The sequence below is a fragment of the Inhella gelatinilytica genome (assembly GCF_016093295.1).
Classification (GTDB): Bacteria; Pseudomonadota; Gammaproteobacteria; order Burkholderiales; family Burkholderiaceae_C; genus Inhella; species Inhella gelatinilytica.
In genome coordinates this window covers 411,185-436,805 of the sequence record NZ_JAEDAL010000001.1, presented here as the reverse complement: position 1 = coordinate 436,805, position 25,621 = coordinate 411,185, and the positions used below count along the sequence as shown (strand labels likewise).

The window sequence follows — 25,621 nt, the reverse complement described above, 5'->3', positions numbered from 1 at the left end:
TCCCGCCGCCCTGTGAGACTGTCATGACCCCGGAAGTCCTGCTCGCCTTTGCCCTGTTTGCCTGGGTGTCGTCCATCACCCCAGGACCGAACAACCTGATGGTGCTGAGCTCGGGGCTGAACTTCGGCTTTCGGGCCTCGGTGCCTCATGTGCTGGGTATCTCGATCGGCTTTGGGGTGATGTTGGTGGCCGTGGGCCTGGGGCTTGCCTTGGTGTTTGAACGCTGGCCCGTGCTCTACCAAGGACTCAAGGTCGTCGGCGTGCTGTACCTGCTGTGGTTGGCTTGGGGCTTGGCCCGTGCGGGCAGCCTGGCGCTGGACCGGCGCGACGGCGCCCCGCGGCCCCTGGGGTTCTGGGGCGCCGCCGCCTTTCAGTGGGTCAACCCCAAGGCCTGGGTGATGGCGGTCTCGGCCTTCGCCACCTACATGCCGGCAAACGGCCTCGGACCCGTGCTGCTGACGGCCTCGCTCTTTGCCCTGATCAACCTGCCCTCCGTGGCGGCTTGGGCGCTGTGTGGCAGTCAGTTACGTCACTGGCTGGCCGAGCCGGCGCGTCAGCGCTTGTTCAACCGCGGGATGGCGGCCCTGTTGGTGCTGAGCCTGCTGCCCCTGTTGTTCTGACACCCGACCGAGCGGTCGGGCCTCGCGGCACTGGCCGCACAATGCAACCCTTGCCTTTCACACCGGCCTTAGCCATGAGCATCACCTGGACCCTGGCGCACCGAGCGGCGCGCATGAACCCCTCCATCATTCGCGAGATCTTGAAGGTCACCGAGAAGCCCGGCATCCTGTCGATGGCCGGCGGTTTGCCGTCGAGCGACACCTTCCCGGTCGCGGAAATCAAGGCCGCCTGCGACAAGGTGCTGACCGACAACCCGCGCGAATCCCTGCAGTACGCCGCCAGCGAAGGCTTTGCACCGCTGCGCGAGTGGGCCGCCGCGCGCGTGAACGCCGAGCTGGGCATGAACGTGACGCCCGATCAGGTGCTGGTGACCAGCGGCTCGCAGCAGGGTCTCGACTTGGTCGGCAAGATCTTGTGTGACCAGGGTGCACCGGTCGCGGTGGAGACCCCGACCTACCTGGGCGCCTTGCAGGCCTTTACCCCTTACGAGCCGCAATTTCACAGCCTGGCGAGTGACCACCATGGCCCACTGTCCGAGGCCATTGCCGAATTGCCGCGCACGGCGCCCGGCACGCGTTTCATGTACCTGCTGCCGAACTTCCAGAACCCCACGGGACGGGTGATGCCCGCGGAGCGTCGTGATGCCGTGATGGCCGCCGCGCAAGCCGCTGGCGTGCCGGTGGTGGAAGACAACCCCTACGGTGACCTGTGGTTCGACGAGCATCCGGGCGCGTCGCTCTCCAGCCGCTGGGCCGAGGGCAGCATCTACCTTGGCAGCTTCTCCAAGATCCTGACCCCCGGTTTCCGCCTCGGGTACGCCATCGCCCCCAAGGCGCTCTATCCCAAGCTGTTGCAGGCCAAGCAAGCGGCGGACTTGCACACCCCGGGCTTCAACCAACGCGTGGTCTATGAGGTGATCAAGGACGGCTTCCTGGACCGCCACATCCCCAGCATCCGCGCCCGCTACAAGGCGAACCGCGACGCCATGGCCCGTGCCATCAAGGCGCACCTGCCCGCGGCCTGCGAGTACGAGGAGCCCAAGGGCGGCATGTTCTTCTGGATCCGCCTGCCCGAGGGTCTGAATGCCATCGAGTTGCTGCCGCTGGCGGTGGAAGCCGGCATCGCTTTCGTGCCGGGTGCAGCCTTCTATGCCGCCAACCCGGACTCGCGCGCGCTGCGGCTCTCCTTCGTCACGCTGACCCCGGACCAGATCGAGACCGGTGTGGCGATTCTGGGCAAGGTGCTGCACGACGCGCTGAACAGCACGCACGTGATCCCGACGCCTTGAACACGCCGATCACCTTTGCTCAGCGCCTGTCCGCCGCCGCCCACCAGGGCTTGAAGCACGCCAATCCGCTGCCTGCTGAGGCCTTGGAGGACTTGGTGGCGCGGGTGGCGCGCCCGGGCGTTCAGCGCGTGCTGGACGTGGGCTGTGGGGCCGGCGCGTCCGCGTTGGCGCTTGCGCAGGCCGCGCCCATTGCGGTGCTGGGTTTGGACCTCAACCCCGATTTCATCGCCCAAGCACGGGCACGGAGCAAAGGCCTTCCTCTGCAAGGTGCGGTGGCGTGGCGTTTGGGAGATCTGACCGCCGTGGCGGACGAGCCGCCGTTCGATGCGCTGTGGTGCATGGGTTCGTCGCAGGCGTTCGGCGGCCCTCTGGATCTGTTGCGTGGGGCCCATGCACGGGTGCGCCCCGGCGGATCATTGATCGTCGGTGAATTGGAGTGGGTGGGCGAACCGGCGGCTGCGTTCCTCTCGGACCTGGGCCTGTCCGCTGCTGACTTGTGGTCGGATGCCGCGGTGCCGGACGTCTTTGATCAGCACGGCTGGCAGATGGACCATCGGGTGGTCGCCTCGGCGTCGGCCATGGCGGCTTATGAGGCGGGGGTGGAGGCTGGGCGTCTGGCTTTTGCCGACCGGGTGAGCGAGTCGGAGCCCGAAGGGGCGGCGCGGGTGCGTGCCCAAGTGGACGGGTGGCGGGAGTTGATGGCGCGTCACGGGAGCGGCTGGCAGTTTGCGGCGCACATCTTGCGCAGGCCCGCGGCATGACGCTGCTGACAACGGAGCGCGCGGGGCGCCGCTACCGTCTGAGCGACGCCCCTGATGACTTCGATGGCGAGGCGGTTCACGCCATGCTGACCCGGGCCTATTGGAGCCGGGGCGTGCCGCGTGAGATCGTGGAGCGTGCCATGGCGAACTCGCTGGCGTTTCACTTGTGGTGCGAGGACGCACCGCGTCGCCAGGTGGGCATCGCCCGCTGGGTGACGGACCGGGCCACCTTCGCCTATTTGTGCGACGTGTTCTTGCACGAGGACCACCGGGGACTCGGGTTGGGGGACTGGATGGTGGGCCAGGGCTTGAAGCACCCTGACTTGCAGGGGCTGCGCCGCCAGGTGCTGTTCACCGCCGACATGCATGCCCTCTACGCCCGCCATGGTTTTGTGCCGTTGGCCACGCCGGAGCGCGGCATGGAGATCGTGCGCCCCAATCTTTACCTGCCCCCTGTTACATGACCTTCTCCCGCCGCTTCCTGGAACTCGATGTTTTTGCCAGCGCGCCCTTAAAGGGTAACCCCCTGGCCGTGGTGGTGGATGCCGAGGGCCTCAGTGAAGGGCAGATGCAGGAGTTGGCCCGCTGGACCAACTTCAGCGAAACCACTTTTCTGCTGCCTCCCACCGACCCGGCGGCGGACTACCGGGTGCGCATCTGGACGCCGAATGGGGAGTTGCCGTTTGCCGGGCACCCGACGCTGGGGAGTGCCCATGCGTGGCTGAGCAGCGGCGGCCAGCCGAAACAACCCGGACAGGTGGTGCAGGAGTGCGGCATTGGGTTGGTTCACCTGCGCCAGGGGGTGGATGGACGTTTGGCCTTCAACGCCCCTCCGCTGCGCCGGGCCGGCCCCGTAGACGACGCAACCCGGGCCCAGGTGGCGGCCAGTTTGCCCGGCGCCCGTTTGCTGGATGTCGTCTGGGTAGACAACGGCCCGGGCTGGCTGGGGGTGCGCCTGGCCACGGCGGCCGAGGTGCTGGCGCTGAAGCCCGACTTCAAAGCCATGCACGGGCTCAAAGTCGGGGTGATCGGACCCCAAGCGCCGGGCGCTGACACTGCCTTCGAGGTGCGCGCTTTCGTGCCCGCTCTGGGGATTCCAGAAGACCCCGTCACCGGCAGCCTGCAGGCGGGCTTGGCACGGTGGATGATTGGCGCCGGGCTGGCGCCGGATCGCTATGTCACCGCCCAAGGCGCGGCCTTGGGGCGTGCGGGTCGGGTGCAGATCGAACGGGACGGCGACCGGATCTGGATCGGGGGTGCGGTGCTGCCGCTGGTGGAAGGGAGGCTGCGTTTGTGATGGACTCCACAGAAGAGCTGTTTCGCGAGGATGCCAACCAATGGACCTGTGAGGCCAACGTTCTGGCTTTCGAGGAGGACGGCGGTTTGATCTTGGACCGCACGGTGGCCTATCCGGTGGGCGGCGGCCAGGCGGGCGACGCGGGCGTGATCCATGCGGATGGCGTGAGTTGGCGGTTCGGTGATACCCGCAAAAGCAAACAGCACCCGGGGGCTATCTTGCATGTCATCGAGGGGGCCGCACCGTTGCCGGGCACGCGGGTGATCGTGGAAATCGACGCGGACCGCCGACAGTGCCACCGGCGCTTTCACACCGCCACGCATTTGCTGTGCGCCCTGTTGCCGTACCCCGTTAATGGCTGTTCAATCACCCAAAGCTACGCGCGTCTCGATTTCCATACGGACGAGGCCTTTGATAAGGATGCGCTGAATGCGGGCTTGGCGCACTGGGTGGCTGCCGCCCGGCCGGTGCGTCACCGCTGGATCAGCGAGGCGGAGTTGGATGCCAACCCGAGCCTCGTGCGAAGCATGAGCGTTCAGCCGCCTCGGGGGCTGGGGCGCGTTCGGGTGATCGACATTGACGGCGTTGACCTGCAGCCCTGTGGGGGGACGCATGTGAACAACACCGCTGACATTGGCGCTGTGCTTGTGACCAAAATTGAAAAGAAGGCGGCCAAGACGCGCAGGGTGGTGCTGGGGTTTGCCGCCCCGGATGTCACTTGAATTGAGATGAGTGCGGGGCTTGAGCGGCGTTTGTTCCTCGCGCTTTGGCCCGGGCGTGTCGATGCGGACCGGTGCCAGCAATGGGCTGACACCGTGGTGTGGACCTCGGGCGCCCGGCGACACGGGCCTGCCGATTTGCATCTCACCTTGCATTTTTTGGGGGCAACGGCTGAAGCGACGCGGCAGGCGCTCGAACAACAGCTGCCGCGGGACATCGACCCCATCGGGTTGCAGTTCGATCGCTGGCAGGATTGGGATGGCACGCTGGTATTGAGACCATCGGCCGTGCCGGCGGCTTTGGTGGACCTGCAGGCTGGCTTGGCCGAGACGCTCGCTTCGATCGGCCTGCCGGTGGATTCGCGGCCCTTTCGCCCGCACGTGACGGTCGCCCGCAAGGCCGGCGGTTCACGCCCTGCCACCGCGCCCAATTGGTCGTGGCGCGCCAGCCGCTTGGTGCTGGCGGAGTCCCGTCAGGGCTATCACCCGCTGTGGATCAGCCCGACCTGACTACACTTTGTGGCCCATCATGAGTGCGCCCGACATTCAATTGCTGACGCCGGCTGAGGCTGCGCAGTGGCAAGACGCCCGATTCATCATCCGTGAGTACGCCCAGGAACTGGGTGTGGATTTGTGCTTTCAGGGCTTCGAAGACGAGTTGGCCGCACTGGCCGAGCACTACGGGGAGCCGGATGGCTTGTTCTTGCTGGCGTTGGTGGATGGGGCGGTGGCGGGATGCGGCGGATTCCGGCCCTTGCCCGACGTCGACTACCCCAATGCCTGCGAGATGAAGCGCTTGTATGTCCGCCCCGCCTTTCGGCGCTTCGGATTGGGCCGAATGGTGGCGCAGGCGCTGATCGACCGTGCGCTGGAGGCGGGCTACAGCACCATGCTGCTGGACACGCTGGACGACATGGAGGCCGCGCGGGGGCTGTACGAGAACTTGGGGTTCGAAGAAGTGCCCCCGTATTACTTCAACCCCATTCCCGGAGCCCACTACCTCAAGGTGGATCTGACCGCACCGCAAAGCGGGTATTACGCGTAGCAATTACGTCGCGTTACGCCCCTAGAGTGGCGGCATGCATACCGAAACGATTCAGGTCCTGGGTTCGCACCGCTGTGAGCTGGGCGAGTCCCCGTTGTGGCACCCCCAGGAACAGGCGCTGTACGCGGTGGACATTGCGCGCCGTCACATTCTGCGTTGGCGCGACGGTGCGACGGAGCCCGAATGCTGGTCGGTGGCGTCGGAGCCCAGTTGCCTGGCTCTTCGCGCCCAAGGTGGGTTGGTCGTTGCGCGCCGCGATGGTCTCTGGTCGTTTGATGCGGCAACGGGGCGCAGCGAGTGCATGCAACCTCCGCCCTTTGACCCCGCGCGCCAGCGCTACAACGATGGCAAGGTGGACGCGGTGGGCCGCCTGTGGGTGGGCACCATCGATGATGCTCGCCGCCCCGATGCGCACTTGTACCGGCTCAATCCAGGGGGCGCCCAGGCCATGGCGGCGGGCATTACCACCTCCAACGGACTGGCCTGGAGCCCCGATGCCCAGCACCTGTACTGGGCGGACACCAAGGCCCACGCGATTTACCGCTTGCCCTATGACCTGGCCACCGGAGCGATCGGTGACCGCCAAGTGTGGGCGCAGTTTGCGGCCCGCGACTCCAGTCAACCGCTTAAAACCTATGGCGGGCGGCCGGACGGGGCGGCGGTCGACGCGGAAGGGGCGTATTGGGTGGCGATGTTTGAAGGACAGCGGCTTCTGCGCTTGAGTCCGGCGGGAACGGTGTTGGCCGAGATTCAACTGCCGGTTCGCTGTCCAACGATGCCCTGCTTTGGCGGGGCGGACCTGCGCACGCTGTACATCACAACGGCGCGAGAAGGTCGGTCAGCGGAAGAGCTGAAGAGCCAGCCCTGGGCGGGCGCGCTGCTGATGTTGCGGGTGACGGTGCCCGGAATGCCCGTCGTTCCGGCTCGAATTTGAGGCCGAGCCCCCGCCCTTTCTGCCACACCGCGGGCGCCTAGAGGCTGCGCTCAATCAAAAGTCATGGCGCCAAACCCTAGGTTTCCCCCTATACTCCCAGGGTTTTGCTGACCGGTGTTGCCGGGCGCTTCTCGCTTTCAGGTGTTGCATGACAGAACCCAACCGCTCTGCCGGCGACCCCTGGTCCGAAGAAGAGGCCCAGTCTCAGCCTGTTGCCCCTTGGACCCGCGAGCAGGTTCAGGCGCTGGAGTCGCGGCAACCTGGGTTGTCGCCGTGGCGTGTGGTGATGGTGCAGGCGCTGGTCGGCGCGGTGCTGTCGGGGTTGTGGGCTCTTTTGGGGTCCGCGCCACGTCCGCAGGCGGTTTCCGCCATGTGGGGTGCTGCTGCGGTAGTGCTGCCCTCGGCCTTGATGGCTTGGGGCTTGCGTCGACGCGGTGTGCAGCCGACGGCCGCACTCCTGGCCTTTGCGGTGTGGGAGTTGGTGAAGGTCTTGTTGACGGTGGCCATCTTGGTGGCGGCTGTCAAAACATTGCCCGCATTGAGTTGGCCAGCCTTGCTGGTGAGCTTGATTGGGTGCTTGAAGGTGCATGTGTGGGGCCTCTGGGCTTTGCGCAAATCAAATTAACGAACAGAGCGGACGACGATGAGCAGCGAACAGCACGCGCCCAGCGCCGGTGAGTACATCCAGCACCACCTGCAGCATTTGCAGAAGGACTTTGCCTTCCAGGATGTCAAGCAGACGAGCATTGTTGATTTCAGCCTGTTCAACTTTGACTCGCTGGTGTTTTCGATCTGCATCGGCGCCTTTGTGCTGTTCCTGATGTGGCGTGGCGCACGCCAGGCCAGCTCCGGCGTGCCGGGGCGCGGTCAAGCGTTTGTCGAAATGCTGGTCGAGTTGGTCGATGGCCAGGCCAAGGGCGTGATTCACAACGAACAGAGCCGCCGCTTTGTGGGCCCGGTCGCGTTGACTGTGTTCGTGTGGATTTTTGGCATGAACTTCATGGACATGCTGCCGGTCGACTTCCTGCCCCTGGTGGCGCAGAAGCTGGCCCATGATCCGCACCATGCCTACCTGCGCGTCGTGCCCTCGGCCGACCTGAGCACCACCTTGGGCATGTCCACCATGGTGCTGCTGCTGTGTATCTTCTACAGCGTCAAGATCAAGGGTCTGGGCGGCTGGGGCCATGAGCTGATCGCGGCGCCGTTTGGTGACCACTGGGCGCTGTGGCCGTTCAATTTCCTCATGCAAATGATCGAGTTCCTCGCCAAGACGGTCTCTCATGGCATGCGACTGTTCGGCAACATGTTTGCCGGCGAACTGGTGTTCATGCTGATCGCCCTGATGGGCGGCGCGTGGGCGCTCAATGCCACCGGCATCAGCCTGGCATTGGGTCATGTGGTGGCGGGCACGATCTGGACGTTGTTCCACATCCTCGTGATCGTGCTGCAAGCCTTCATCTTCATGATGCTGACGCTGATTTACCTCGGCCAGGCCCATGATGCACATTGATTGCGCCCACTAAGGCGTCTCTTTCTCTTTCTTTTCCGTTCCCTTCTCACCCTTTTGGAGATCTCAAAATGAACGACATCCTCGGTCTGGTTGCTCTGGCTTGCGGCATCATCGTTGGTCTGGGCGCTATCGGCGCTTCCATCGGTATCGCGCTGATGGGTGGCAAGTTCCTGGAGTCCTCGGCTCGCCAGCCGGAGCTGATGAACCAGCTGCAGACCAAGATGTTCATCTTGGCCGGTCTGATCGACGCTGCTTTCCTGATCGGTGTGGCCATCGCCCTGCTGTTCGCGTTCGCCAACCCGTTCGCTGCCACCTTCCTGGCCACCGTCGCGAAGTAATCACCGCTCCCTTTCACGCTTGAAAGGAATTAAGCCGTGAACATCAACGCAACCCTGTTCATTCAGTGGATTCCGTTCCTCGTTCTGGCCTGGTTTACGGCGCGCTTTATTTGGCCGCCGATCACCAAGGCCCTGGACGAGCGTGCGGCCAAGATCGCTGACGGGCTGGCTGCTGCCGATCGCGCCAAGGCCGAACTGGCCAATGCGAACAAGGCCGCAGGCGACCTGGCGGCTCAGGCCCGCACCGAGACGACCAAGCTGATTGGCGACGCCGAGAAGCGCGCTGCTGCGCTGATCGAAGAAGCCAAGCGCCGTGCCGAAGAGGAAGGGGCCAAAATTTTGGCCCAGGCCAAAGCGGACGCCGACCAGCAGGTGATCCGTGCCCGCGAGCAACTGCGCGACCAAGTCGCCGTGTTGGCGGTCAAGGGTGCCGAGCAGATCCTGCAGCGCGAAGTCAACGCCGGCGTTCACGCCGAGTTGCTGACTCGTCTGAAGACGGAGCTGTAAATGGCCGAACTCGCCACCATTGCACGTCCCTACGCGGAAGCGCTGTTTCAGGTCGCGCAAAAGCACGACCTGAACGGCTGGCGCGAGCAGATCGACGCCCTGGCCCTGGTGGCGGGCGACGACGGCCTGCGCCAATTCGCTGCCCATCCGAAGACTTCGGCCAGCCAGGTCTTTGACGTGATGGTCGAGGCGGCCAAGCTGCCGTTGGCGGATGGGGTGCGCAACTTTCTGCGCACCGTGCTCGACAACGGTCGTTTGGACGCGCTGCCCGCTGTGGCTTCGCAATTCCATGCGCTGGCCAGTGCTGCCCAGGGCGTGGCGGAGGCCACGGTCGAGAGCGCCTTCCCCATGGATGCCGCCCAACTCGGCGAGCTGACCGCGGTGCTTGAACAGCGCTTCGGGCGCAAGCTCAAGCCTGAGGTCAAGGTCGAGCCCAGTCTGATCGGGGGCGTTCGCGTCACCGTCGGCGACGAGGTGCTCGACACCTCGGTGCGCGCCCGCCTGGATCGCATGAAGACCCAGCTCACCGCCTAAATATCCAACGCCTGGGGCTGGACCCTGGGCGGGAGACCAAGATGCAATTGAACCCTGCAGAAATTTCCGAACTGATCAAGAGCCGCATCGAGGGCCTGGCCCCGAGCGCGGATGTTCGCAATCAGGGCACCGTCGTTTCGGTGTCCGACGGCATCGTCCGCATTCACGGCCTGTCGGAAGTGATGCAGGGCGAAATGCTGGAATTCGCGGCGGATGCCAGCGGCCAACCCAGCTTTGGTCTGGCCCTGAACCTCGAGCGCGACTCCGTCGGCGCCGTGGTGCTGGGTGCTTACGAGCACATCTCCGAAGGCCAAACCGTCAAGTGCACGGGCCGCATTCTGGAAGTGCCCGTGGGCCCCGAATTGGTGGGCCGCGTGGTCAACGCCCTCGGCCAACCCATCGACGGCAAGGGCCCGATCAACGCCAAGATGACGGACGTGATCGAGAAGGTCGCCCCGGGCGTGATCGCCCGTAAGTCGGTGGACCAGCCCGTGCAGACCGGCCTGAAGTGTATTGACACCATGGTGCCCATCGGCCGTGGCCAGCGCGAGCTGATCATCGGTGACCGTCAGACTGGCAAGACCGCGGTTGCGATCGACACGATCATCAACCAAAAGGGCCAGAACATGGTCTGCGTCTACGTCGCCATCGGTCAGAAGGCGTCGTCGATCAAGAACGTGGTGCGGGCTCTGGAAGCCAACGGCGCGATGGACTACACCATCGTCGTGGCCGCTTCGGCCTCGGAATCGGCGGCCATGCAGTACGTCTCGGCCTATTCGGGCTGCACGATGGGCGAATACTTCCGCGACCGCGGTCAAGACGCCCTGATCATTTATGACGATCTGTCCAAGCAAGCGGTGGCCTATCGCCAGGTCTCGCTGCTGCTGCGTCGTCCGCCCGGCCGCGAAGCCTTCCCCGGCGACGTGTTCTATCTCCACAGCCGTCTGTTGGAGCGTGCCGCGCGCGTGAACGCCGACTACGTGGAAGCGTTCACCAAGGGTGAAGTGAAGGGCAAGACCGGTTCGTTGACCGCTCTGCCCATCATTGAAACCCAAGCCGGTGACGTGTCCGCCTTCGTGCCGACCAACGTGATCTCGATCACCGACGGTCAGATCTTCCTGGAAACCAACCTGTTTAACTCGGGTATCCGTCCGGCCATTAACGCCGGTATCTCGGTGTCCCGCGTCGGTGGTGCCGCCCAGACCAAGCTGATCAAGGGCCTGTCCGGCGGTATCCGTACCGACTTGGCGCAGTACCGTGAACTCGCGGCCTTCGCGCAGTTTGCTTCCGATCTGGACGCCGCCACCCGCAAGCAGTTGGACCGCGGTGCCCGCGTGACCGAACTGTTGAAGCAGGCCCAGTACCAGCCGTTGCCCATCAGCCTGATGGCCGCGTCGATCTACGCCGCGAACAAGGGCTATCTGGACGACATCGAGGTGAAGAAGGTCCTGTCGTTTGAACATGGTTTGCACCAATTCCTGAAATCCAGCCACGCCGCTCTGTTGGCCAAGCTGGAGGAACAGAAAGCCATGGACAAGGATGCCGAAAGCGAACTGAACAACGCCATCGCGTCGTTCAAGAAGTCTTTCGCTTGATCTGACCACCCTGGGGGCCTTCGGGCTCCCGCTTCCCACTAAGGAGAAGATATGGCGGCAGGCAAGGAAATCCGCACCAAGATCAAGTCGGTCGAGAACACCAAGAAAATCACCAAGGCCATGGAAATGGTCGCGGCGGCCAAGATGCGCAAAGCGCAGGACCGCATGCGCACCGCCCGTCCTTACAGTGACAAGGTGGCGACGATCGCCGGGCATCTGTCGATGGCCAACCCCGAGTACGTCCACCCGTTCATGGTGTCCAACGACGCCAGCAAGCCGGTGGGGCTCGTGCTGGTGACCACCGACAAGGGCCTGTGCGGTGGCTTGAATACCAACATGCTGCGCACGGTGACGGGCAAGCTGCGGGAAATCGACCAAGCGGGCAACAAAGCCGAAGTCGTGGCCATTGGCAACAAGGGCTTCGGTTTCATGAACCGCATTGGTGCTTCTGTGGTGGCCCATGCGACCCAGCTCGGCGACACCCCGCACCTGGACAAGTTGATTGGCCCCGTGAAGGTGCTGCTCGACAAGTACGCAGCAGGCGAATTGAGCGCGGTGTATCTGTGCTTCACCCGTTTCATCAACACGATGAAACAGGAGCCCGTGATGCAGCAGCTGTTGCCTTTGAATGCCGAGGGGCTGAAGGCCAAAGCCAAGGCTTCGCACGCCTGGGATTACCTGTACGAACCGGACGCCCCGACCGTCATCGACGAGCTGCTGGTGCGCTACACGGAATCGCTGGTGTACCAAGCCGTGGCGGAAAACATGGCCTCGGAACAGTCGGCGCGCATGGTGGCCATGAAGGCCGCTACCGACAACGCCGGCAACCTGATCAAGGAACTGAAGCTGGTCTACAACAAGACCCGTCAGGCCGCGATCACCAAGGAACTGTCGGAAATCGTTTCGGGTGCCGCCGCCATCGGTGGCTGATGAACTGAATCAGCAAGACAAGGAAATACGAAATGACGCAAGCGACTCAAGCTCAAGGCAAGATCGTTCAGTGCATCGGCGCCGTGGTGGACGTGGAGTTCCCCCGTGACCAGATGCCCAAGGTGTACGACGCCCTCAAGATGGACGGCTCGGCCCTGACCCTGGAAGTGCAGCAGCAGCTCGGCGACGGCGTGGTGCGTACCATTGCCCTGGGTTCGTCCGACGGCCTGCGCCGTGGCTCGGTGGTGTACAACACCGGCGACACCATCAAGGTGCCGGTGGGCAAGGCCACCCTGGGCCGCATCATGGACGTGCTGGGCAACCCCATCGACGAGCGCGGCGAGGTCTCGCACGAGCTGACCGCCTCGATCCACCGCGCGGCTCCGGCCTATGACGAGCTGAGCCCTTCGCAAGAGCTGCTCGAAACCGGCATCAAGGTGATCGACTTGATCTGCCCGTTCGCCAAGGGCGGCAAGGTGGGTCTGTTCGGTGGCGCCGGCGTGGGCAAGACCGTGAACATGATGGAGCTCATCAACAACATCGCCAAGGCGCACAGCGGTCTGTCCGTGTTCGCCGGCGTGGGTGAGCGCACCCGTGAGGGCAACGACTTCTATCACGAGATGTCGGACTCCAACGTGGTGGTGCAAGAGAACCTGAGCGAGTCCAAGGTCGCGATGGTCTACGGTCAGATGAACGAGCCCCCGGGCAACCGTCTGCGCGTGGCCCTGACCGGTCTGACCATGGCCGAAGCCTTCCGTGACGAGGGCCGTGACGTGCTGTTCTTCGTGGACAACATCTACCGCTACACCCTGGCCGGTACCGAAGTGTCCGCGCTGCTGGGCCGTATGCCTTCCGCCGTGGGCTACCAGCCGACGCTGGCCGAAGAAATGGGCCGTTTGCAAGAGCGCATCACCTCGACCAAGGTGGGCTCGATCACGTCGATCCAGGCCGTGTACGTCCCTGCGGATGACTTGACCGACCCGTCGCCGGCCACCACCTTCGCCCACTTGGACGCCACCGTCGTGTTGTCGCGTGACATCGCCGCGCTGGGTATCTACCCCGCCGTGGATCCGCTGGATTCGACCTCGCGCCAGATCGACCCGAACGTGGTGGGCGAAGAGCACTACAAGACGACCCGCGATGTGCAGGCCGTTCTGCAGCGCTACAAGGAACTGCGAGACATCATCGCGATTCTGGGCATGGACGAACTGTCGCCGGAAGACAAGCAGGCCGTGGCCCGTGCGCGCAAGATCCAGCGCTTCCTGTCGCAGCCGTTCCACGTGGCCGAAGTGTTCACCGGCACGCCGGGCAAGTATGTGCCGCTGAAGGAAACCATCCGCGGCTTCAAGATGATTGTGGCCGGTGAGTGCGATCACCTGCCCGAGCAGGCCTTCTACATGGTTGGCACCATCGACGAGGCCTTCGAAAAGGCCAAGAAGATTCAATAAGCGGCGCAATCGGGCGGCAGGCGTTGTTACTGTGCTCAGCGGACATGAGTCCGCTTCCGCGCGGCGCCTCGCCTGACGCCCGTCTGCTGGCTTCTTGAATCTCTTGGATGCAAAGGAAGAAAGACATGGCAACGATTCACGTCGATGTGGTTTCCGCCGAAGAGAGCATCTTTTCGGGCGAGGCCAAGTTCGTCGCGCTGCCGGGCGAGAACGGCGAGCTGGGTATCCTGCCCCATCACACGCCGCTGATCACCCGCATCAAGCCCGGCGCGGTGCGCATTCAACGTGCAGATACCGACCAGGAAGAGTTCGTGTTTGTTGCCGGCGGCATTCTGGAGGTTCAGCCTCACGGCGTCACCGTGCTGGCTGACACCGCGATCCGCGGCAAGGACCTGGACGAAGCCAAGGCCAACGAAGCCAAGGCCTTGGCCGAAGAGGCGCTGAAGAACGCACAGAGCGATCTGGACCTGGCCAAGGCCCAGAGCGAACTGGCCGTGCTGGCCGCTCAGATCGCCGCGATGCGCAAGCTGCGCGGCATGAAGCACTGAATCGGTGGGGTTCAGTAGGCCTCAGCCGCCCTGAATCGATCGCCCGACGAGGCCCGCGTACAGCGGGCCTTTCCCTTTTTTGCGTGATGGCATCACAAGCCCGAGCACTCTCCGTCATTCGATGGTCGGCCTGGACGCCGGGATTGGCGACGCCAGAGGCCTGGTGCCGGGCGCTCAGCGATCCGAACGCCTGGCCACCATCGGCTGTCGACGAGGCTGCGGTCCCGCCCCTTTCCGAAGTGCCGCCGATGGTGCGCCGGCGGATTGACCCGCTGGGGCGCGCCGCCCTTCAGGTTGCTTACGGTGCCCAGGCGGGTGAGGCGCCCGAAACCCTTGCCAGCACGCCCGTTGTTTTCGCGTCCCGTTGGGGCGAGTTGGATCGTTCCCTGGCTCTTCTGCAGTGTTTGGCGCAGAGTCAGCCCCTGTCGCCCACTGCGTTCAGTCATGCGGTTCACAACGCCATCCCCGCGCTGTACTCAATTCAGCGGGCGATCACGGCGCCCGTGAGCGCGGTGTCGGCGGGCCGATTCAGCCTCGAAGCCGCATGGATCGAGGCGGTGACCCTGATCGCCGAGGGTGCGCCCCGTGTCTTGGTGGTGGCCGCCGAGGCGCCCCTTCCCAGCCCATACGCCCCCAGCGTTTGGGAACCCTTGCGCGGCCTGGGGCTGCTGCTCAAGGCGGCAGAGGCCGGTGAAGACGCAATCGTTCTGCGACCCAAGGAGGTGGATCTTGCCGAAGGTGTGAAATCGGCGTCCCCTTTCCCCCCCGATGTCGCCGCCTTGCGCTTCCTTCTGGGCTGGGCCCCCGAAAGAGCCTGGTGTCAAGGCCTCTGGTGCTGGAGTCGCGAATGAGCTGGTCACGCCTCTGGCGGGTTCCGGTGACGGGCGCGCTGTTTGGCACATTTGGTTTGGGCGGGGTGGTGCTGGGATTGGTTGCCTTCCCCTTGCTCAATGTGCTGATGTGGACGCCTGCGACGCGCATCCGTTGGGCGCGCCGCTGGGTCCAGCTTGGCTTTGGCGGGTTTGTTGCCTTGATGCGCTGGGGCGGCATCGTGGATACCCGCATCGTGGGTGCCGAGCGACTAAATCGTCGCGGTTTGCTGATTTTGGCCAGTCATCCCACCTTGGTGGATGTCGTGGCTTTGATCTCGGTGACGGACAATGCGGACTGCGTGGTCAAGGCGAGCTTGGCTCGCAACCCCTTCACCTGGGGCCCGGTGCGAGGCTGCAATTTCATCCTCAACAGCGGCGGCCCCGAGTTGTTGGACGATTGCCGCGCCAGCCTGGAGGCCGGTGGCAATCTGGTGATCTTCCCGGAAGGCACCCGCAGCCGCCCCGGCCAAGCTATGCAACTCCAACGCGGAGCCGCTCAGTTGGCCTTGCGTGCGGGGGCTGACATCACGCCGGTCACCATCCGTTGCGAGCCCCTGGGGCTGACCAAAGGTCGGCCCTGGTGGCGGACCCATGACCGCGTCATGCGTCTGACCTTGGAGGTGGGCGAGGACATTGCCGTCGCCCCCTTCCTGGAGGCGGCGGGTGGGGAGATGCCGTTGGCGGCGCGCCGTTTGACGGCGCACTTAAAAGATTTGTTTTCTAGGGAGCACAAGGCATGAACGAAGCCCTTGAGTTGGAAATCAAAAACCTGCTGATTGAGTCTCTCAATCTCGAAGACATGGCACCGGCGGACATTGACACCGAGGCCCCTCTGTTTGTCGAGGGCTTGGGCTTGGATTCCATCGATGCCCTGGAATTGGGCCTGGCCCTGCAGAAGCGCTACGGCCTGACCCTGTCGGCGGACTCGGCGGAGACGCGCCAGCACTTCCGCTCCATCCGTGCCCTGGCGCAGTTCGTGGCGGGCGCGCGGAAGGCCTGAGGAGAATCTCATGACGAATCAAGAAATTTTTGAGCGGCTGCGGGCCATCCTGGTCGAGACGTTCGATATCGAACCCGAACGCATCCACCCCGAAGCCAAGTTGTACGACGACCTGGACATTGACTCCATCGACGCGGTGGACCTGATCGTCAAGCTCAAACCTCTGGTGGGCAAACGCCTGCAACCCGAAGCGTTCAAAGCCGTGCGTACCTTGCAGGACGTGATCAACGCGTTGCAGGGTTTGTTGAACGAGGCCAAGGAAGAAGGCTCGCTGCCCAGCGTGGCCTGATCGAAAGCCCGGCGTGGCCAAAGTGCTGGGAGCCGCCTTGCTGGCGGCCTATCCGCTGCTCGTGTATTGGGGCCTGGTGCAGGCCCAGGCCGAGCCCCGGGAGGTGGCCTTGTTGCTGGCGGCGCTCGGCGTGCTGCGCTTCGCCCTCACGCGCAGTCGCGTGGCGTTGGCGTTAGCCGGCGGTGCGATGGTCCTGGCCGCGGCGAGCGTTTGGTTCAACGAAGGACTGCCCCTCAAGCTGTATCCGGCCGTGGTCAATCTGGGTTTTTTGGCGCTGTTCGGCTTTAGCCTCTGGCAGGGGCCGACGGTGGTGGAGCGCATCGCCCGCTGGCGCGAGCCCCATCTGGATGCGCGGGGCGTGGCTTACACGCGGCGGGTGACCCAGGTGTGGTGCGGTTTTTTCGTTTTCAACGGCGGTATCGCCCTGGGCACGGCCCTGTGGGCCTCCGATGCGGTTTGGGCGTTCTACAACGGCGCCTTGGCCTATGTGCTGATGGGGGCGTTGATGGGTGCCGAATGGTGCGTGCGGCGCCGTGTGCGCGCGGCGCCTTGACGCGGGAAGGTCGCGAGGGATGTGGCGTGAGTTGACCTTGGGCTTGGCGGCCCCGATCGCGGAGGCCCGCTTGCAGCAGCCGGTGGGCTGGCGCGGCCAGCAGCCTGTTCGCTGGTCGGATTGGCTCGCCGAGGCCCAGGCCTGGCGCCTAGCGCTAGAGCGGCAGCCTCACCCCGCGAGTGCCCTCTATTTCGAAGATGCGCTGAGCGCAGCCGCCGCGCTGTTTGCGGCCTGGCACGCCGGGCGCACCGTGTGGTGGCCGGGCGATGCGCTCCCGGCCACAGCCCGACGTTTGCAGGAGCTGGGCATCCCTTTGGTTGGGGACTGGCCCCAGGCCCTCGCGCCCCTGCGCCTGGATGAGGCCGCGTCCGCTGAGCCGGCGCTCGACCACGCCGTCTGGTCCCCATTGGATCCGGAGGCCGAGGCTTTGGTGGTCTTCACCTCGGGAACGACCGGAGAGCCGGTCGCCTTGCCCAAGCACTTGCATCAGCTGTTTGATGAGGTGCGTGCGCTGGAAGCGGCCTTTGGCATGCGCTTGCAGGGTGTGGACCGGGTGGTGGCCACGGTCAGCCACCAGCACATCTATGGCTTGCTGTTTCGGGTGTTGTGGCCCCTGGCCGCTGGCCGGCCCTTGGTGGCGCAGCGCGTGGCCTATCTCGAGGACTTGGGGGCCGGCACGGCGCGTTTGGCCGTGGTAGCGAGCCCTGCGCACCTGAAGCGGCTGGAGGCCAGCCAATTGCAGCCTTTGGCACCGCGCCTGGCGGCCTTGTTCTCCTCGGGCGGGCCGCTTCCCGCTCAAGCCCTGGCGCCTTGCTTTTCACAGCTGGGTCAGACCCCCATCGAGGTGTACGGCAGCAGCGAGACCGGCGGTGTGGCATGGCGCCAGCGCGCGCCGGGCGCCGGGGAGGACGCCGCCTGGCGCCCCTTGCCGGGCGTGACCTGGGAGCTGCGGGACGAGCGGCTCTACCTGCGCTCACCGCACTTGCCGACACCCGATTGGTGGCCCACGCAGGATCGTGCCCGTGCCGCATGGGATGGGTTTGAGTTGCTGGGGCGCGCCGATCGCATCGTCAAGATCGAGGAGAAGCGCGTTTCGCTGACGGCGGTGGAGCAGGCCCTGCGTGGCTGCGGCGAAGTCGCCGATGTGCGCCTCGTCGTGTTGCCCGGCTTGCGCCATGAGCTGGGTGTGGTCTTGGTGCCGGATGTGGCGGGATGGGCGTCAATTGAGCGCGGGGGCCGCGCGGCATGGCTCGCCCAGCGGCGGGCGGCGCTGGCCGAAGTGCTCGAACCCACGGTGCGTCCGCGCCGCTATCGGCTGATGGCCGAGCTGCCGGTGAACGCCCAGGGCAAGACCCCGCAGGCCGTTTTGCAGGCCCTGTTCGATCCGCTGCGCCCTGCGGTGCGGTCGATGACGCGCCCCGACGAGGGCGTGCGGTTCGTGCTGGATGTCGAGGCTCGTCACCCGGGTTTCGAGGGGCATTTCCCGGGTCATCCGGTGCTGCCCGGCGTGGTGCAACTCGATTGGGTGGAGCGCTTGGCGCGCGAGGTCTTTGCGGACTTGCCGCCGCACGTGAACGGCCTCGAGCAACTGAAGTTTCAGCAAGTCATTCGGCCGGACAGCTGCGTGGAGTTGCGTCTGCAGTGGGACGCCAGCAAGCGCCAGCTGCGTTTCGCTTTCAGCAGCGAAGTGGGCGCACATGCCAGTGGGCGCCTTTGCTTTTCCGGGGCGACGGCTTGAAGGTCACGGCCCTGATCCCGGTCTTCAACCACGGCACCCAAGTCGGGGCTGTGGTGCAGCGTTTGCGCGCGCAGGGCTTGCCCGTGCTCTTGGTCGACGATGGGTCGGCGCCAACCCATGCCGAGGCCCTCGATGCGCTGGCCCGCACCCCGGGTGTGCAACTGTTGCGCCTGCCGCAGAACCAAGGCAAGGGCGGGGCGATGCTGGCGGGTTTCCGCGCCGCGCAGGCGGCGGGCTTCACGCACGCTTTGCAAATCGACGCCGATGGCCAACACCACGCACCGGATGCGCAGCGCTTTGTCGAGGCCGCGCAGCAGCATCCCGAGCGCCTGATTTGTGGCCATCCGATCTACGACCACAGCGTGCCCAAGGGGCGTCTCTACGGCCGCTACGCCACCCACATCTGGGTGTGGATCAACACGCTTGGCTTTGCGCTGCGCGATTCCATGTGCGGCTTTCGTCTCTACCCGCTCGCAGCCACTTGCCGTTTGATCGATGAAGAGCCCATCGGACGACGCATGGACTTCGACACCGAGATCGCGGTGCGGCTGATGTGGCGGGGCCTGCAGGTGATCAACGTGCCCACGCGGGTGCACTACCCCGTGGACGGCGTGTCGCACTTTGACGTGTGGCGCGACAACGTGCGCATCAGTTGGATGCACACCCGCTTGTTCTTCGGCATGTTGCGCCGGCTGCCGCTGCTGCTGTGGCGCAAGGTGGTGGCATGAAGGCCACGCACTGGGCGGCTTTGGGCGAGCACACCTTTGTGGGTGGCGTCTGGCTGCTGTACGCCGTGCACCGGATGCTGGGCCGCGGGTTCTTTCGTGGCCTGATGTTCCCGGTCGTGCTGCTTCACTGGTGCACCCGTCCCGGGCTGCGCGCCGCGTCCCTGCAGTATTTGCAGCGCCTGCACCGCGCCCAGCCGGGCGTGTTCGCGCGCGCACCCGGCGCGTGGCAGGGTTTGATGCACGTGCGCCTGTTCGCGGAGACGCTGTTGGACAAGCTGTTGGCCATGGCCGGGCGCTACCCGTTCGAGCGGGTGCGTGAACAGGGTTTGGAGCAACTGGAAGCGGCGAGGGCCAGCGGGCGCGGCGGCATTTTTGTCACGGCCCACATGGGCTGCCTGGAGCTGTGCCGGGTGATGGGTCAGCGCAAGGCGGCGCTGGACCTGACCGTGCTGGTGCACACGGCGCATGCCCAGGCCTTCAATCGCATCTTGGAGCGCTTGGACCCGCAGGCACGCGTGCGTGTACTGGAGGTGAGCGACTTCGGCCCCGCCACCGCGCAGCAGCTCTTGGCGGTGGTGGAGGCTGGCGGCTGGGTGGCCATTGCGGGCGATCGCGTGCCCTTGCACTCGCAGCAAGTGGCGTGGGTGGACTTCTTGGGCCACCCGGCCCCGCTGCCCGTGGGCCCTTATGTGCTGGCCGCGCTGCTGCGGTGTCCCTTGCTGTTGTTGGCCTGTGTGCACCAAGGGGCGGGCTACTCGATCCGCGTGGCGCGTCTGGCCGAGCGCGTGCTGCTGCCGCGCGGCCAGCGTGCGCAAGCGCTGCAGGCCCACGCCCAAGCCTACGCCGATGCCTTGACCGCGCTGCTGCGCGAAGCGCCTTATGACTGGTTCAACTTCTATGCTTTCTGGGAACGTCCCGATGCCCTCCAACCTGCCTGAGGTTTTGTTCGACGGTCAGCCGCTGCGGCTGGAGGACGTGGTGGCGCTGGCCCGCCGTCAAGCGGTGGCGCGCTTGAGCGAAGCCACCGCCTTTGTGCGTCGCATCGATGCGGGGGCCGAATTCGTCGCCCGCCTGTTGGCCGAGGACGGCGTGGTCTACGGCATCACCACCGGCTATGGCGACAGCTGCACCGTCAGCATCCCGCCCGCCCTGGTCGAGCAACTTCCCCAGCACCTCTACACCTACCACGGCTGCGGTGCGGGCGCACTCTTGAGCCCCGAGCAAACGCGTGCGGTCCTGGCCGTGCGCCTGCAGTCCTTGGCGCAGGGCGTGTCGGGCGTCAGCTACGCGCTGCTGCGCCAATTGGCGGCGCTGCTGGCACACGACATCCTGCCCCAGATCCCCAGCGAAGGTTCGGTCGGCGCGAGCGGGGATTTGACGCCACTCAGCTACGTGGCGGCGGTTCTGTGCGGCGAGCGGCAGGTGTGGTTCCAGGGCACGTCGATGCCGGCCGCGCAGGCGCTGGCCGCGGTGGGCCTGACCCCGCACCGTCTGCGCCCCAAGGAGGGCCTGGCCATCATGAACGGCACGGCGGTCATGACCGCCCTGGCGTGCCTGGCCTGGCGCCGGGCGGACCAGCTCTCGCGCTTGGCCACGCGCTGCACGGCCGCGAATGTTGTGGCCAGCCAGGGCAACGCCCATCACTTCGACGAGACCTTGTTTGCGGCCAAGCCCCATCCGGGCCAGCAGCGGGTGGCCGCGCGCTTGCGTGCCGACTTGGCCAGCGATCGCCCCAGCCGCAACGAGCAACGCTTGCAGGACCGCTACTCGCTGCGTTGCGCCCCGCATGTGATCGGGGTGCTGGAAGACAGCTTGCCCTTCCTGCGCCAGCTCATCGAGAACGAGCTCAACAGCGCCAACGACAACCCCTTGATCGATGCTGAGGGCGAGCGCGTGCTGCATGGCGGTCACTTTTATGGCGGACACATCGCCCTGGCCATGGACACGCTGAAGACCGCCGCGGCCAACATCGCCGACCTGCTGGATCGCCAGCTCGCCCTCTTGGTGGATGCCCGCTTCAACCACGGCTTGCCGGCCAATCTGTCGGGGGCGGTGGGCGAGCGGGCGGCCATCAACCACGGGCTCAAGGCGCTGCAGATTTCGGTGTCCGCGTGGACGGCCGAGGCGCTGAAGCACACCATGCCGGCCTCGGTGTTCAGCCGCAGCACCGAATGCCACAACCAAGACAAGGTCAGCATGGGCACCATTGCCGCGCGCGATGCCTTGCGGGTGCTGGACCTGTGCGACCAGGTGGTGGCGGCCCTTTTGATCGCGGCCCGTCAGGGCCTGGGCCTGCGCGAGCGTTTGGCTCCGCTGAACCTGGGGCCCACCCTGCAGGCGTGGCAGGCCGATTTGAACGGCCGCATCGCCTTGATCCAAGAAGACCGCGCCCTGGATGGCGAGTTGCAGGCCCTTTTGTCGGCACTGCGGGACGAGGCCTGGCGCCCCTACGAGGATGCACATGCCGGGGCGTGAAGATCCGCGCTTGGTGCACGAGGTCGAGCTGACCCCGGCCTTCCATGACCTGGACCCGATGGACGTGGTCTGGCATGGGCGCTATGTCCAATACCTGGAGGTCGCGCGCTGCGCCCTGCTGCAGAAGTTCGACTACGACTACCCGCAGATGAAGGCCAGTGGCTATGCCTGGCCCATCGTGGATTTGCAGCTGAAGTACGTGGGCGCGGTGGAATACGGCATGACCCTGCGGGTGCGCGCCGCCATCACGGAGTGGGAGAACCGCTTGCGCGTGGACTACCTCATCACCGATGCCGCCAGCGGCCGCGTGCTCACGCGCGCCCACACCGTCCAGGTGGCGGTGGTGTGGGCCACGCGCGAACTGCAGTTTGTGTGCCCGCCGGTGCTGTGGGAGAAATTGGGGGTGACGCGATGAAGCGCCGCACGGTCTGTTGGGCCCTCGGTCTGTTGCCTCCGCTCGTGCGGGCCGACACCCTGAGCGACATCGGCAAGCGTTTGCACCAGCCGGCGCTGGCCCGCGGACGCTTCGAGCAGGAGCGTTGGGTCAGTGGCTTTGCCAAGCCGATCAAGAGCACGGGTGACTATTTGCTGCTGCGTGGCAAGGGCCTGATTTGGCGCACCTTGACCCCGTTTGCCTCGCAGCTGGCGCTGACGCGCGAGGCCATCCGCGGCGACGCGGTGCAGCTGGAGGCGAGCAAGGAGCCCAGCGTGCGCGTGGTCACACAGCTCATGCTGGCGCTGCTGGACGGCGACTTGGTCGCCCTGGGTGCGCAGTTCCACACGCAGGCCGAGTTGGTGGGCGACAAGGGCTGGCGCGCGCAATTGCAGCCGCGCCATGCCAGCCTGGCCAAACTGTTTCAGCGCATCGAATTGGACGGGGATCGGCAGCTGCGGCGCATCCAACTGCTGGAGACGCAGGGTGATCGCAGCCTGATTCGCTTGGACGACCAAGCCCGCGCTCCGGCCGCCCCCAGCCCCGAGGAGGCCCGTGCCCTTGCTTGAGCGAACCTGGCGCCGCGCGGCCTGGGGCTGGGCGGGCGTTCTGTTGTTGTTGGCTGCCGCCTTGGCCCTGGCCGCGGGGACGGGGCGCGTGCGCTTGAACACCGACGTCTTGGCCATGCTGCCCAAGGACGAACGTCGCCCCGAAGTGGAGCGCGCCTTGGGTCAGCTGGCGAAGGCGGGCGACGGCCGGGTGGTGGTGCTGGTGCAGGCCGATGACGGCGGGGCTGCGGCGGACCGCTTGGCCGCCGCCTTGCGCGCCCAGGCGCCGCAGGCGGTGGTACGCGACCGTGTGCCCGACGACCAAGCCAGCGCCTGGCTGTCTTTTTTTGCGCCTTACCCGGGGGCGCTGCTGACCGATGGGCAGCGGCGACAACTGGAACAAGGCGATCGGGCGGCCCTGGGCGCGCAGGCGCTGGCCAGCCTGTTGCAGCCGCTGGGCCTGCCGCGCGTGGTGCCGTGGCGGGAGGACCCCTTCAACACCTTGGGCGCTTGGCTGGCCCAGCGTGCCAGCCAAAACGCCGTGCGGGTCGAGGCCGGGCGCTTGCTGCTGAAGTCTGCCGATGGCGTCTGGGCGCTGGTGATGGTCGAAGGGACGGGCAGCGCCTTTGCCCTGGCCGATAACGAGCATCTGGCCGCCGCCGTGGCCGCTGGGCGCGCCGCCGCCGCACCGGCGCGGGTAATGGCCGCGGGCGTGCCCTTGCACGCCCATGCCGCGGCGGCCCAGGCGCAGCGGGAGATGCACGCCATCGCCGCCGCCTCGCTGGTGGGGGTGTTCCTGCTGAGCTGGCTTGCCTTCGCGCGCGTGCGGCCCCGCTTGTTGGTCTTGCTCTCGGTGGGCAGTGGCTTGCTGTGCGCGGTGGCGCTCACGGTGGCGGTCTTTGGTGAGCTGCACCTCATCACGCTGGTCTTTGGCGCCACCCTCGTCGGGGTGGCCGAGAACTACGCCAGCAGCTATTACGCCGCTCGTGTCGGGCGTGCGGCGGCCGACCGCTGGGCCGTGATGCGCGAGCAGCTGCCGCCCATGGGATTGGCCCTCAGCACCACCCTGGCGGGCTACCTGCTGTTGGCCGGCACGCCTTTCCCGGGCCTGCAACAGGTGGCCGTGTTTTCGGCCGCGGGCCTGGTGGCGGCCTTCGTCTCCACGGTGCTGTGGTTCCCGTTCTTGGACCGCGGCGAGGTGCCCCCGCGTCCGTTGATGCGCGGCCTTTCGCGGGTGTGGGCGGCCTGGCCTGTGGGCAGCTGGTGGATGGGGCTGCCGCTCGCCGCGCTGCTCGTCGTGGGCCTTTTGCGCGTCCAGGCCAACGACGACATCCGCTTGCTGCAGTCCACACCGCCCGAGTTGATGCGTGACCAGGTGGAGCTCGGTCGGCGCCTGGATCTCCCCAACCTGGCGCAGTTCTATTTGCTGGAAGCGGCATCGGCCGAGGCCTTGCTGCAGCGCGAAGAAGCCCTAAAGGCCCGCTTGCAGCCGCTGGTCGATCAAGGCCTGATCCGGGGCTGGCAGGCCGTCTCCGATTGGGTGCCGTCGGCGGCGCGCCAAGCCAGCGACCGGGCCCTGGTGGCGCAGCGCTGGGCCGAGGTGCGGCCGGCGCTGGAAGCGCAGTTGGATCAAACCCTGAGCGCCGCCGCGCCGCGGGGGGATGCCTGGTTGACGGTGGAGGCCTGGCGTGCTGCGCCGGTGTCGGAGACCGCGCGCCATCAATGGCTGGGCCCCGATGCCCAGGGCCACTGGCACAGCGTACTCTTGCTGCGCGGTGCGTCGGCTGCCGCACAGCCGCGGTTGGCCCGCTTGGCGCAGGACTCGGATGGGGCGGAGGGGGTCGAGCGAGCGGCCTCCGGATCGGCCGTGCGCTGGGTGGACAAGGTGGGCGAGGTTTCGACCCTGTTGGCCCGTCAGCGCGTGCGCATGGGCGTGGTGTTGGCGCTGGCCGTGGGGGCGGTGGCGTTGCTGCTGGCGTGGCGTTTTGGCCGTCAGGCCTGGCGGGCCTGGGTGCCGACCGTGCTGGCCGGCGCCGGGGCCGTGGCGCTGCTCGCGGCCTGGGGCGCGCCCCTGCAGCTCTTCCACGTGTTGGCCCTGCTCTTGCTACTCGGCGTGGGTGTGGACTACGGCATCTTTTTGTTGGCCCAGCCGGACCGGCGCGACGGCCGCAGCTTCCTGTCTGTGACCTTGGCGGCGGCCTGCACCTGGTTGTCCTTTGGCCTGCTGGCGCTCTCGGCGACCCCGGCCTTGCAGGCTTTTGGTTGGACCCTGGGCCTGGGGGTGCTGTTGGCGTGGTTCTTTACGCCCTTCTTCATCCCGCGGGAGCGTCGCCTATGAACCGACGTGCGTTCGTCTGGGTCGGCATGCTGCTGGGCTTGTGCGCCTGCGCGACGCCTGTGGCACCGCCCAGCTTGCCGGGGCTGCGCGTGGCGCCAGCGGCCTTCGGCCAAGAACTCCATTTGGCGCAGCGCTTGACCGTGCTGGAGGCGCCGGCGGCGGAGGGCGCTTCCGCCGATGGGCCTGAGCAGCGCGAGCGCCCCCTGGAGGTCGTGCTGCAGGTCGATGCGCAAACGGTGCGCTTGGCGGCCTTGGCCATGCACCAGCGCGTGCTCAGCCTGGTCTGGGACGGTGTGCACATGCAAGTGCAGCGCCATCCTTTGTTGCCCGCGGCGGTGGACCCCGAACGGGTGCTGCGCGACATTGCCTTGGTCTATGCCCCCCTGGGTGCCTTGCAGGCGCTGCTGCCGCCGGGGTGGACGCTGGAGCAAACCCACGCCGGGGAGCGCGTGTTGCGCCACGCCGGTGAGGCCCGTGTGTGTGTGCGGCGCGTGGATGCCCAGCGCGCCGAGATTGACAACCGGGCGGAACGGTATCGGCTGCGCATCGAATCGCAGCCCTTGGAATAAACC

General features: G+C 66.1%; 31 protein-coding genes. All 31 read left to right on the top strand.

Annotated elements, in window-relative coordinates; genetic code table 11:
* The first annotated feature begins 23 nt into the window (after nucleotides 1-23).
* The 31 genes from I7X43_RS02100 to I7X43_RS01955 all read left to right on the top strand — a co-directional run bounded on the left by I7X43_RS02100 (nucleotide 24) and on the right by I7X43_RS01955 (nucleotide 25,618).
* Nucleotides 24-620, top strand: a complete 597-nt coding sequence (locus I7X43_RS02100; RefSeq protein ID WP_198099232.1) for a LysE family translocator — start codon at nucleotides 24-26, stop codon at nucleotides 618-620.
* Between the two features lie 80 nt (nucleotides 621-700).
* Entirely contained in the window at nucleotides 701-1,909 is a 1,209-nt protein-coding gene (locus tag I7X43_RS02095) for an aminotransferase-like domain-containing protein (protein WP_198099778.1), read from the top strand.
* A complete protein-coding gene (locus I7X43_RS02090) occupies nucleotides 1,906-2,670 on the top strand; it encodes an SAM-dependent methyltransferase (protein WP_198099231.1) in 765 nt (254 codons plus the stop codon). The genes I7X43_RS02095 and I7X43_RS02090 overlap by 4 nt, the downstream gene beginning before the upstream one ends.
* Nucleotides 2,667-3,134: a GNAT family N-acetyltransferase gene (locus I7X43_RS02085; protein ID WP_198099230.1), complete on the top strand. Its 468-nt coding sequence runs from the start codon at nucleotides 2,667-2,669 to the stop codon at nucleotides 3,132-3,134. The genes I7X43_RS02090 and I7X43_RS02085 overlap by 4 nt, the downstream gene beginning before the upstream one ends.
* A complete protein-coding gene (locus I7X43_RS02080; RefSeq protein ID WP_198099229.1) occupies nucleotides 3,131-3,967 on the top strand; it encodes a PhzF family protein in 837 nt (278 codons plus the stop codon). Before I7X43_RS02085 ends, I7X43_RS02080 begins: the two co-directional genes overlap by 4 nt.
* Nucleotides 3,967-4,689: an alanyl-tRNA editing protein gene (locus I7X43_RS02075; protein WP_198099228.1), complete on the top strand. Its 723-nt coding sequence runs from the start codon at nucleotides 3,967-3,969 to the stop codon at nucleotides 4,687-4,689. The genes I7X43_RS02080 and I7X43_RS02075 overlap by 1 nt, the downstream gene beginning before the upstream one ends.
* Before the next feature lie 6 nt (nucleotides 4,690-4,695).
* Nucleotides 4,696-5,196, top strand: a complete 501-nt coding sequence (locus I7X43_RS02070) for a 2'-5' RNA ligase family protein (protein WP_198099227.1) — start codon at nucleotides 4,696-4,698, stop codon at nucleotides 5,194-5,196.
* Nucleotides 5,197-5,215: 19 nt separating this feature from the next.
* The gene (locus I7X43_RS02065) at nucleotides 5,216-5,731 is read left to right on the top strand and encodes a GNAT family N-acetyltransferase (protein WP_198099226.1); all 516 of its coding nucleotides are present in this window, start codon (nucleotides 5,216-5,218) and stop codon (nucleotides 5,729-5,731) included.
* 34 nt (nucleotides 5,732-5,765) lie between these two features.
* Complete coding sequence (locus I7X43_RS02060) at nucleotides 5,766-6,665, top strand: SMP-30/gluconolactonase/LRE family protein (protein ID WP_198099225.1); 900 nt, start codon at nucleotides 5,766-5,768, stop codon at nucleotides 6,663-6,665.
* Between the two features lie 148 nt (nucleotides 6,666-6,813).
* A complete protein-coding gene (locus I7X43_RS02055; RefSeq protein ID WP_198099224.1) occupies nucleotides 6,814-7,290 on the top strand; it encodes an ATP synthase subunit I in 477 nt (158 codons plus the stop codon).
* An 18-nt stretch (nucleotides 7,291-7,308) separates the two neighbouring features.
* Nucleotides 7,309-8,175: a F0F1 ATP synthase subunit A gene (atpB, locus tag I7X43_RS02050; RefSeq protein ID WP_198099223.1), complete on the top strand. Its 867-nt coding sequence runs from the start codon at nucleotides 7,309-7,311 to the stop codon at nucleotides 8,173-8,175.
* 68 nt (nucleotides 8,176-8,243) lie between these two features.
* Entirely contained in the window at nucleotides 8,244-8,513 is a 270-nt protein-coding gene (gene atpE, locus I7X43_RS02045; protein ID WP_127682566.1) for a F0F1 ATP synthase subunit C, read from the top strand.
* Nucleotides 8,514-8,549: 36 nt separating this feature from the next.
* Nucleotides 8,550-9,020, top strand: a complete 471-nt coding sequence (locus tag I7X43_RS02040) for a F0F1 ATP synthase subunit B (protein WP_198099222.1) — start codon at nucleotides 8,550-8,552, stop codon at nucleotides 9,018-9,020.
* Nucleotides 9,021-9,554, top strand: a complete 534-nt coding sequence (locus I7X43_RS02035) for a F0F1 ATP synthase subunit delta (RefSeq protein WP_198099221.1) — start codon at nucleotides 9,021-9,023, stop codon at nucleotides 9,552-9,554.
* Between the two features lie 41 nt (nucleotides 9,555-9,595).
* On the top strand, nucleotides 9,596-11,149 hold the full coding sequence (gene atpA, locus I7X43_RS02030) for a F0F1 ATP synthase subunit alpha (protein ID WP_198099220.1): 1,554 nt from the start codon (nucleotides 9,596-9,598) through the stop codon (nucleotides 11,147-11,149).
* A gap of 51 nt (nucleotides 11,150-11,200) precedes the next feature.
* The gene (gene atpG, locus I7X43_RS02025; protein ID WP_198099219.1) at nucleotides 11,201-12,079 is read left to right on the top strand and encodes a F0F1 ATP synthase subunit gamma; all 879 of its coding nucleotides are present in this window, start codon (nucleotides 11,201-11,203) and stop codon (nucleotides 12,077-12,079) included.
* Nucleotides 12,080-12,111: 32 nt separating this feature from the next.
* Nucleotides 12,112-13,527 carry a F0F1 ATP synthase subunit beta gene (gene atpD, locus I7X43_RS02020; protein ID WP_198099218.1) on the top strand — a complete coding sequence of 472 codons (1,416 nt, stop codon included), beginning with the start codon at nucleotides 12,112-12,114 and terminating at the stop codon, nucleotides 13,525-13,527.
* 125 nt (nucleotides 13,528-13,652) lie between these two features.
* Nucleotides 13,653-14,075: a F0F1 ATP synthase subunit epsilon gene (locus I7X43_RS02015; protein WP_198099217.1), complete on the top strand. Its 423-nt coding sequence runs from the start codon at nucleotides 13,653-13,655 to the stop codon at nucleotides 14,073-14,075.
* Nucleotides 14,076-14,161: 86 nt separating this feature from the next.
* On the top strand, nucleotides 14,162-14,926 hold the full coding sequence (locus tag I7X43_RS02010; protein ID WP_198099216.1) for a beta-ketoacyl synthase chain length factor: 765 nt from the start codon (nucleotides 14,162-14,164) through the stop codon (nucleotides 14,924-14,926).
* Complete coding sequence (locus tag I7X43_RS02005) at nucleotides 14,923-15,687, top strand: lysophospholipid acyltransferase family protein (protein ID WP_198099215.1); 765 nt, start codon at nucleotides 14,923-14,925, stop codon at nucleotides 15,685-15,687. The genes I7X43_RS02010 and I7X43_RS02005 overlap by 4 nt, the downstream gene beginning before the upstream one ends.
* Nucleotides 15,684-15,947: a phosphopantetheine-binding protein gene (locus I7X43_RS02000; RefSeq protein ID WP_198099214.1), complete on the top strand. Its 264-nt coding sequence runs from the start codon at nucleotides 15,684-15,686 to the stop codon at nucleotides 15,945-15,947. The genes I7X43_RS02005 and I7X43_RS02000 overlap by 4 nt, the downstream gene beginning before the upstream one ends.
* A 10-nt stretch (nucleotides 15,948-15,957) precedes the next feature.
* Nucleotides 15,958-16,236 (top strand): acyl carrier protein, encoded by a 279-nt coding sequence (locus I7X43_RS01995; protein ID WP_198099213.1) that lies wholly within the window; start codon nucleotides 15,958-15,960, stop codon nucleotides 16,234-16,236.
* A gap of 13 nt (nucleotides 16,237-16,249) precedes the next feature.
* The gene (locus tag I7X43_RS01990) at nucleotides 16,250-16,789 is read left to right on the top strand and encodes a COG4648 family protein (protein ID WP_198099212.1); all 540 of its coding nucleotides are present in this window, start codon (nucleotides 16,250-16,252) and stop codon (nucleotides 16,787-16,789) included.
* A 19-nt stretch (nucleotides 16,790-16,808) separates the two neighbouring features.
* Complete coding sequence (locus tag I7X43_RS16305) at nucleotides 16,809-18,527, top strand: ApeI family dehydratase (protein WP_246480092.1); 1,719 nt, start codon at nucleotides 16,809-16,811, stop codon at nucleotides 18,525-18,527.
* On the top strand, nucleotides 18,524-19,255 hold the full coding sequence (locus I7X43_RS16300) for a glycosyltransferase family 2 protein (protein ID WP_246480091.1): 732 nt from the start codon (nucleotides 18,524-18,526) through the stop codon (nucleotides 19,253-19,255). Before I7X43_RS16305 ends, I7X43_RS16300 begins: the two co-directional genes overlap by 4 nt.
* Nucleotides 19,252-20,193 (top strand): lysophospholipid acyltransferase family protein, encoded by a 942-nt coding sequence (locus I7X43_RS01980; RefSeq protein ID WP_198099210.1) that lies wholly within the window; start codon nucleotides 19,252-19,254, stop codon nucleotides 20,191-20,193. Before I7X43_RS16300 ends, I7X43_RS01980 begins: the two co-directional genes overlap by 4 nt.
* Entirely contained in the window at nucleotides 20,174-21,730 is a 1,557-nt protein-coding gene (locus I7X43_RS01975; RefSeq protein WP_246480090.1) for an HAL/PAL/TAL family ammonia-lyase, read from the top strand. The genes I7X43_RS01980 and I7X43_RS01975 overlap by 20 nt, the downstream gene beginning before the upstream one ends.
* Nucleotides 21,717-22,145, top strand: coding sequence for an acyl-CoA thioesterase (locus I7X43_RS01970; protein ID WP_198099208.1), 429 nt, complete (start codon nucleotides 21,717-21,719; stop codon nucleotides 22,143-22,145). The genes I7X43_RS01975 and I7X43_RS01970 overlap by 14 nt, the downstream gene beginning before the upstream one ends.
* Nucleotides 22,142-22,732, top strand: coding sequence for a LolA family protein (locus tag I7X43_RS01965; protein WP_198099207.1), 591 nt, complete (start codon nucleotides 22,142-22,144; stop codon nucleotides 22,730-22,732). Before I7X43_RS01970 ends, I7X43_RS01965 begins: the two co-directional genes overlap by 4 nt.
* Entirely contained in the window at nucleotides 22,725-25,049 is a 2,325-nt protein-coding gene (locus tag I7X43_RS01960) for an MMPL family transporter (protein WP_198099206.1), read from the top strand. The genes I7X43_RS01965 and I7X43_RS01960 overlap by 8 nt, the downstream gene beginning before the upstream one ends.
* A complete protein-coding gene (locus tag I7X43_RS01955) occupies nucleotides 25,046-25,618 on the top strand; it encodes a DUF3261 domain-containing protein (RefSeq protein WP_198099205.1) in 573 nt (190 codons plus the stop codon). Before I7X43_RS01960 ends, I7X43_RS01955 begins: the two co-directional genes overlap by 4 nt.
* The last annotated feature ends 3 nt before the right edge of the window (nucleotides 25,619-25,621 follow it).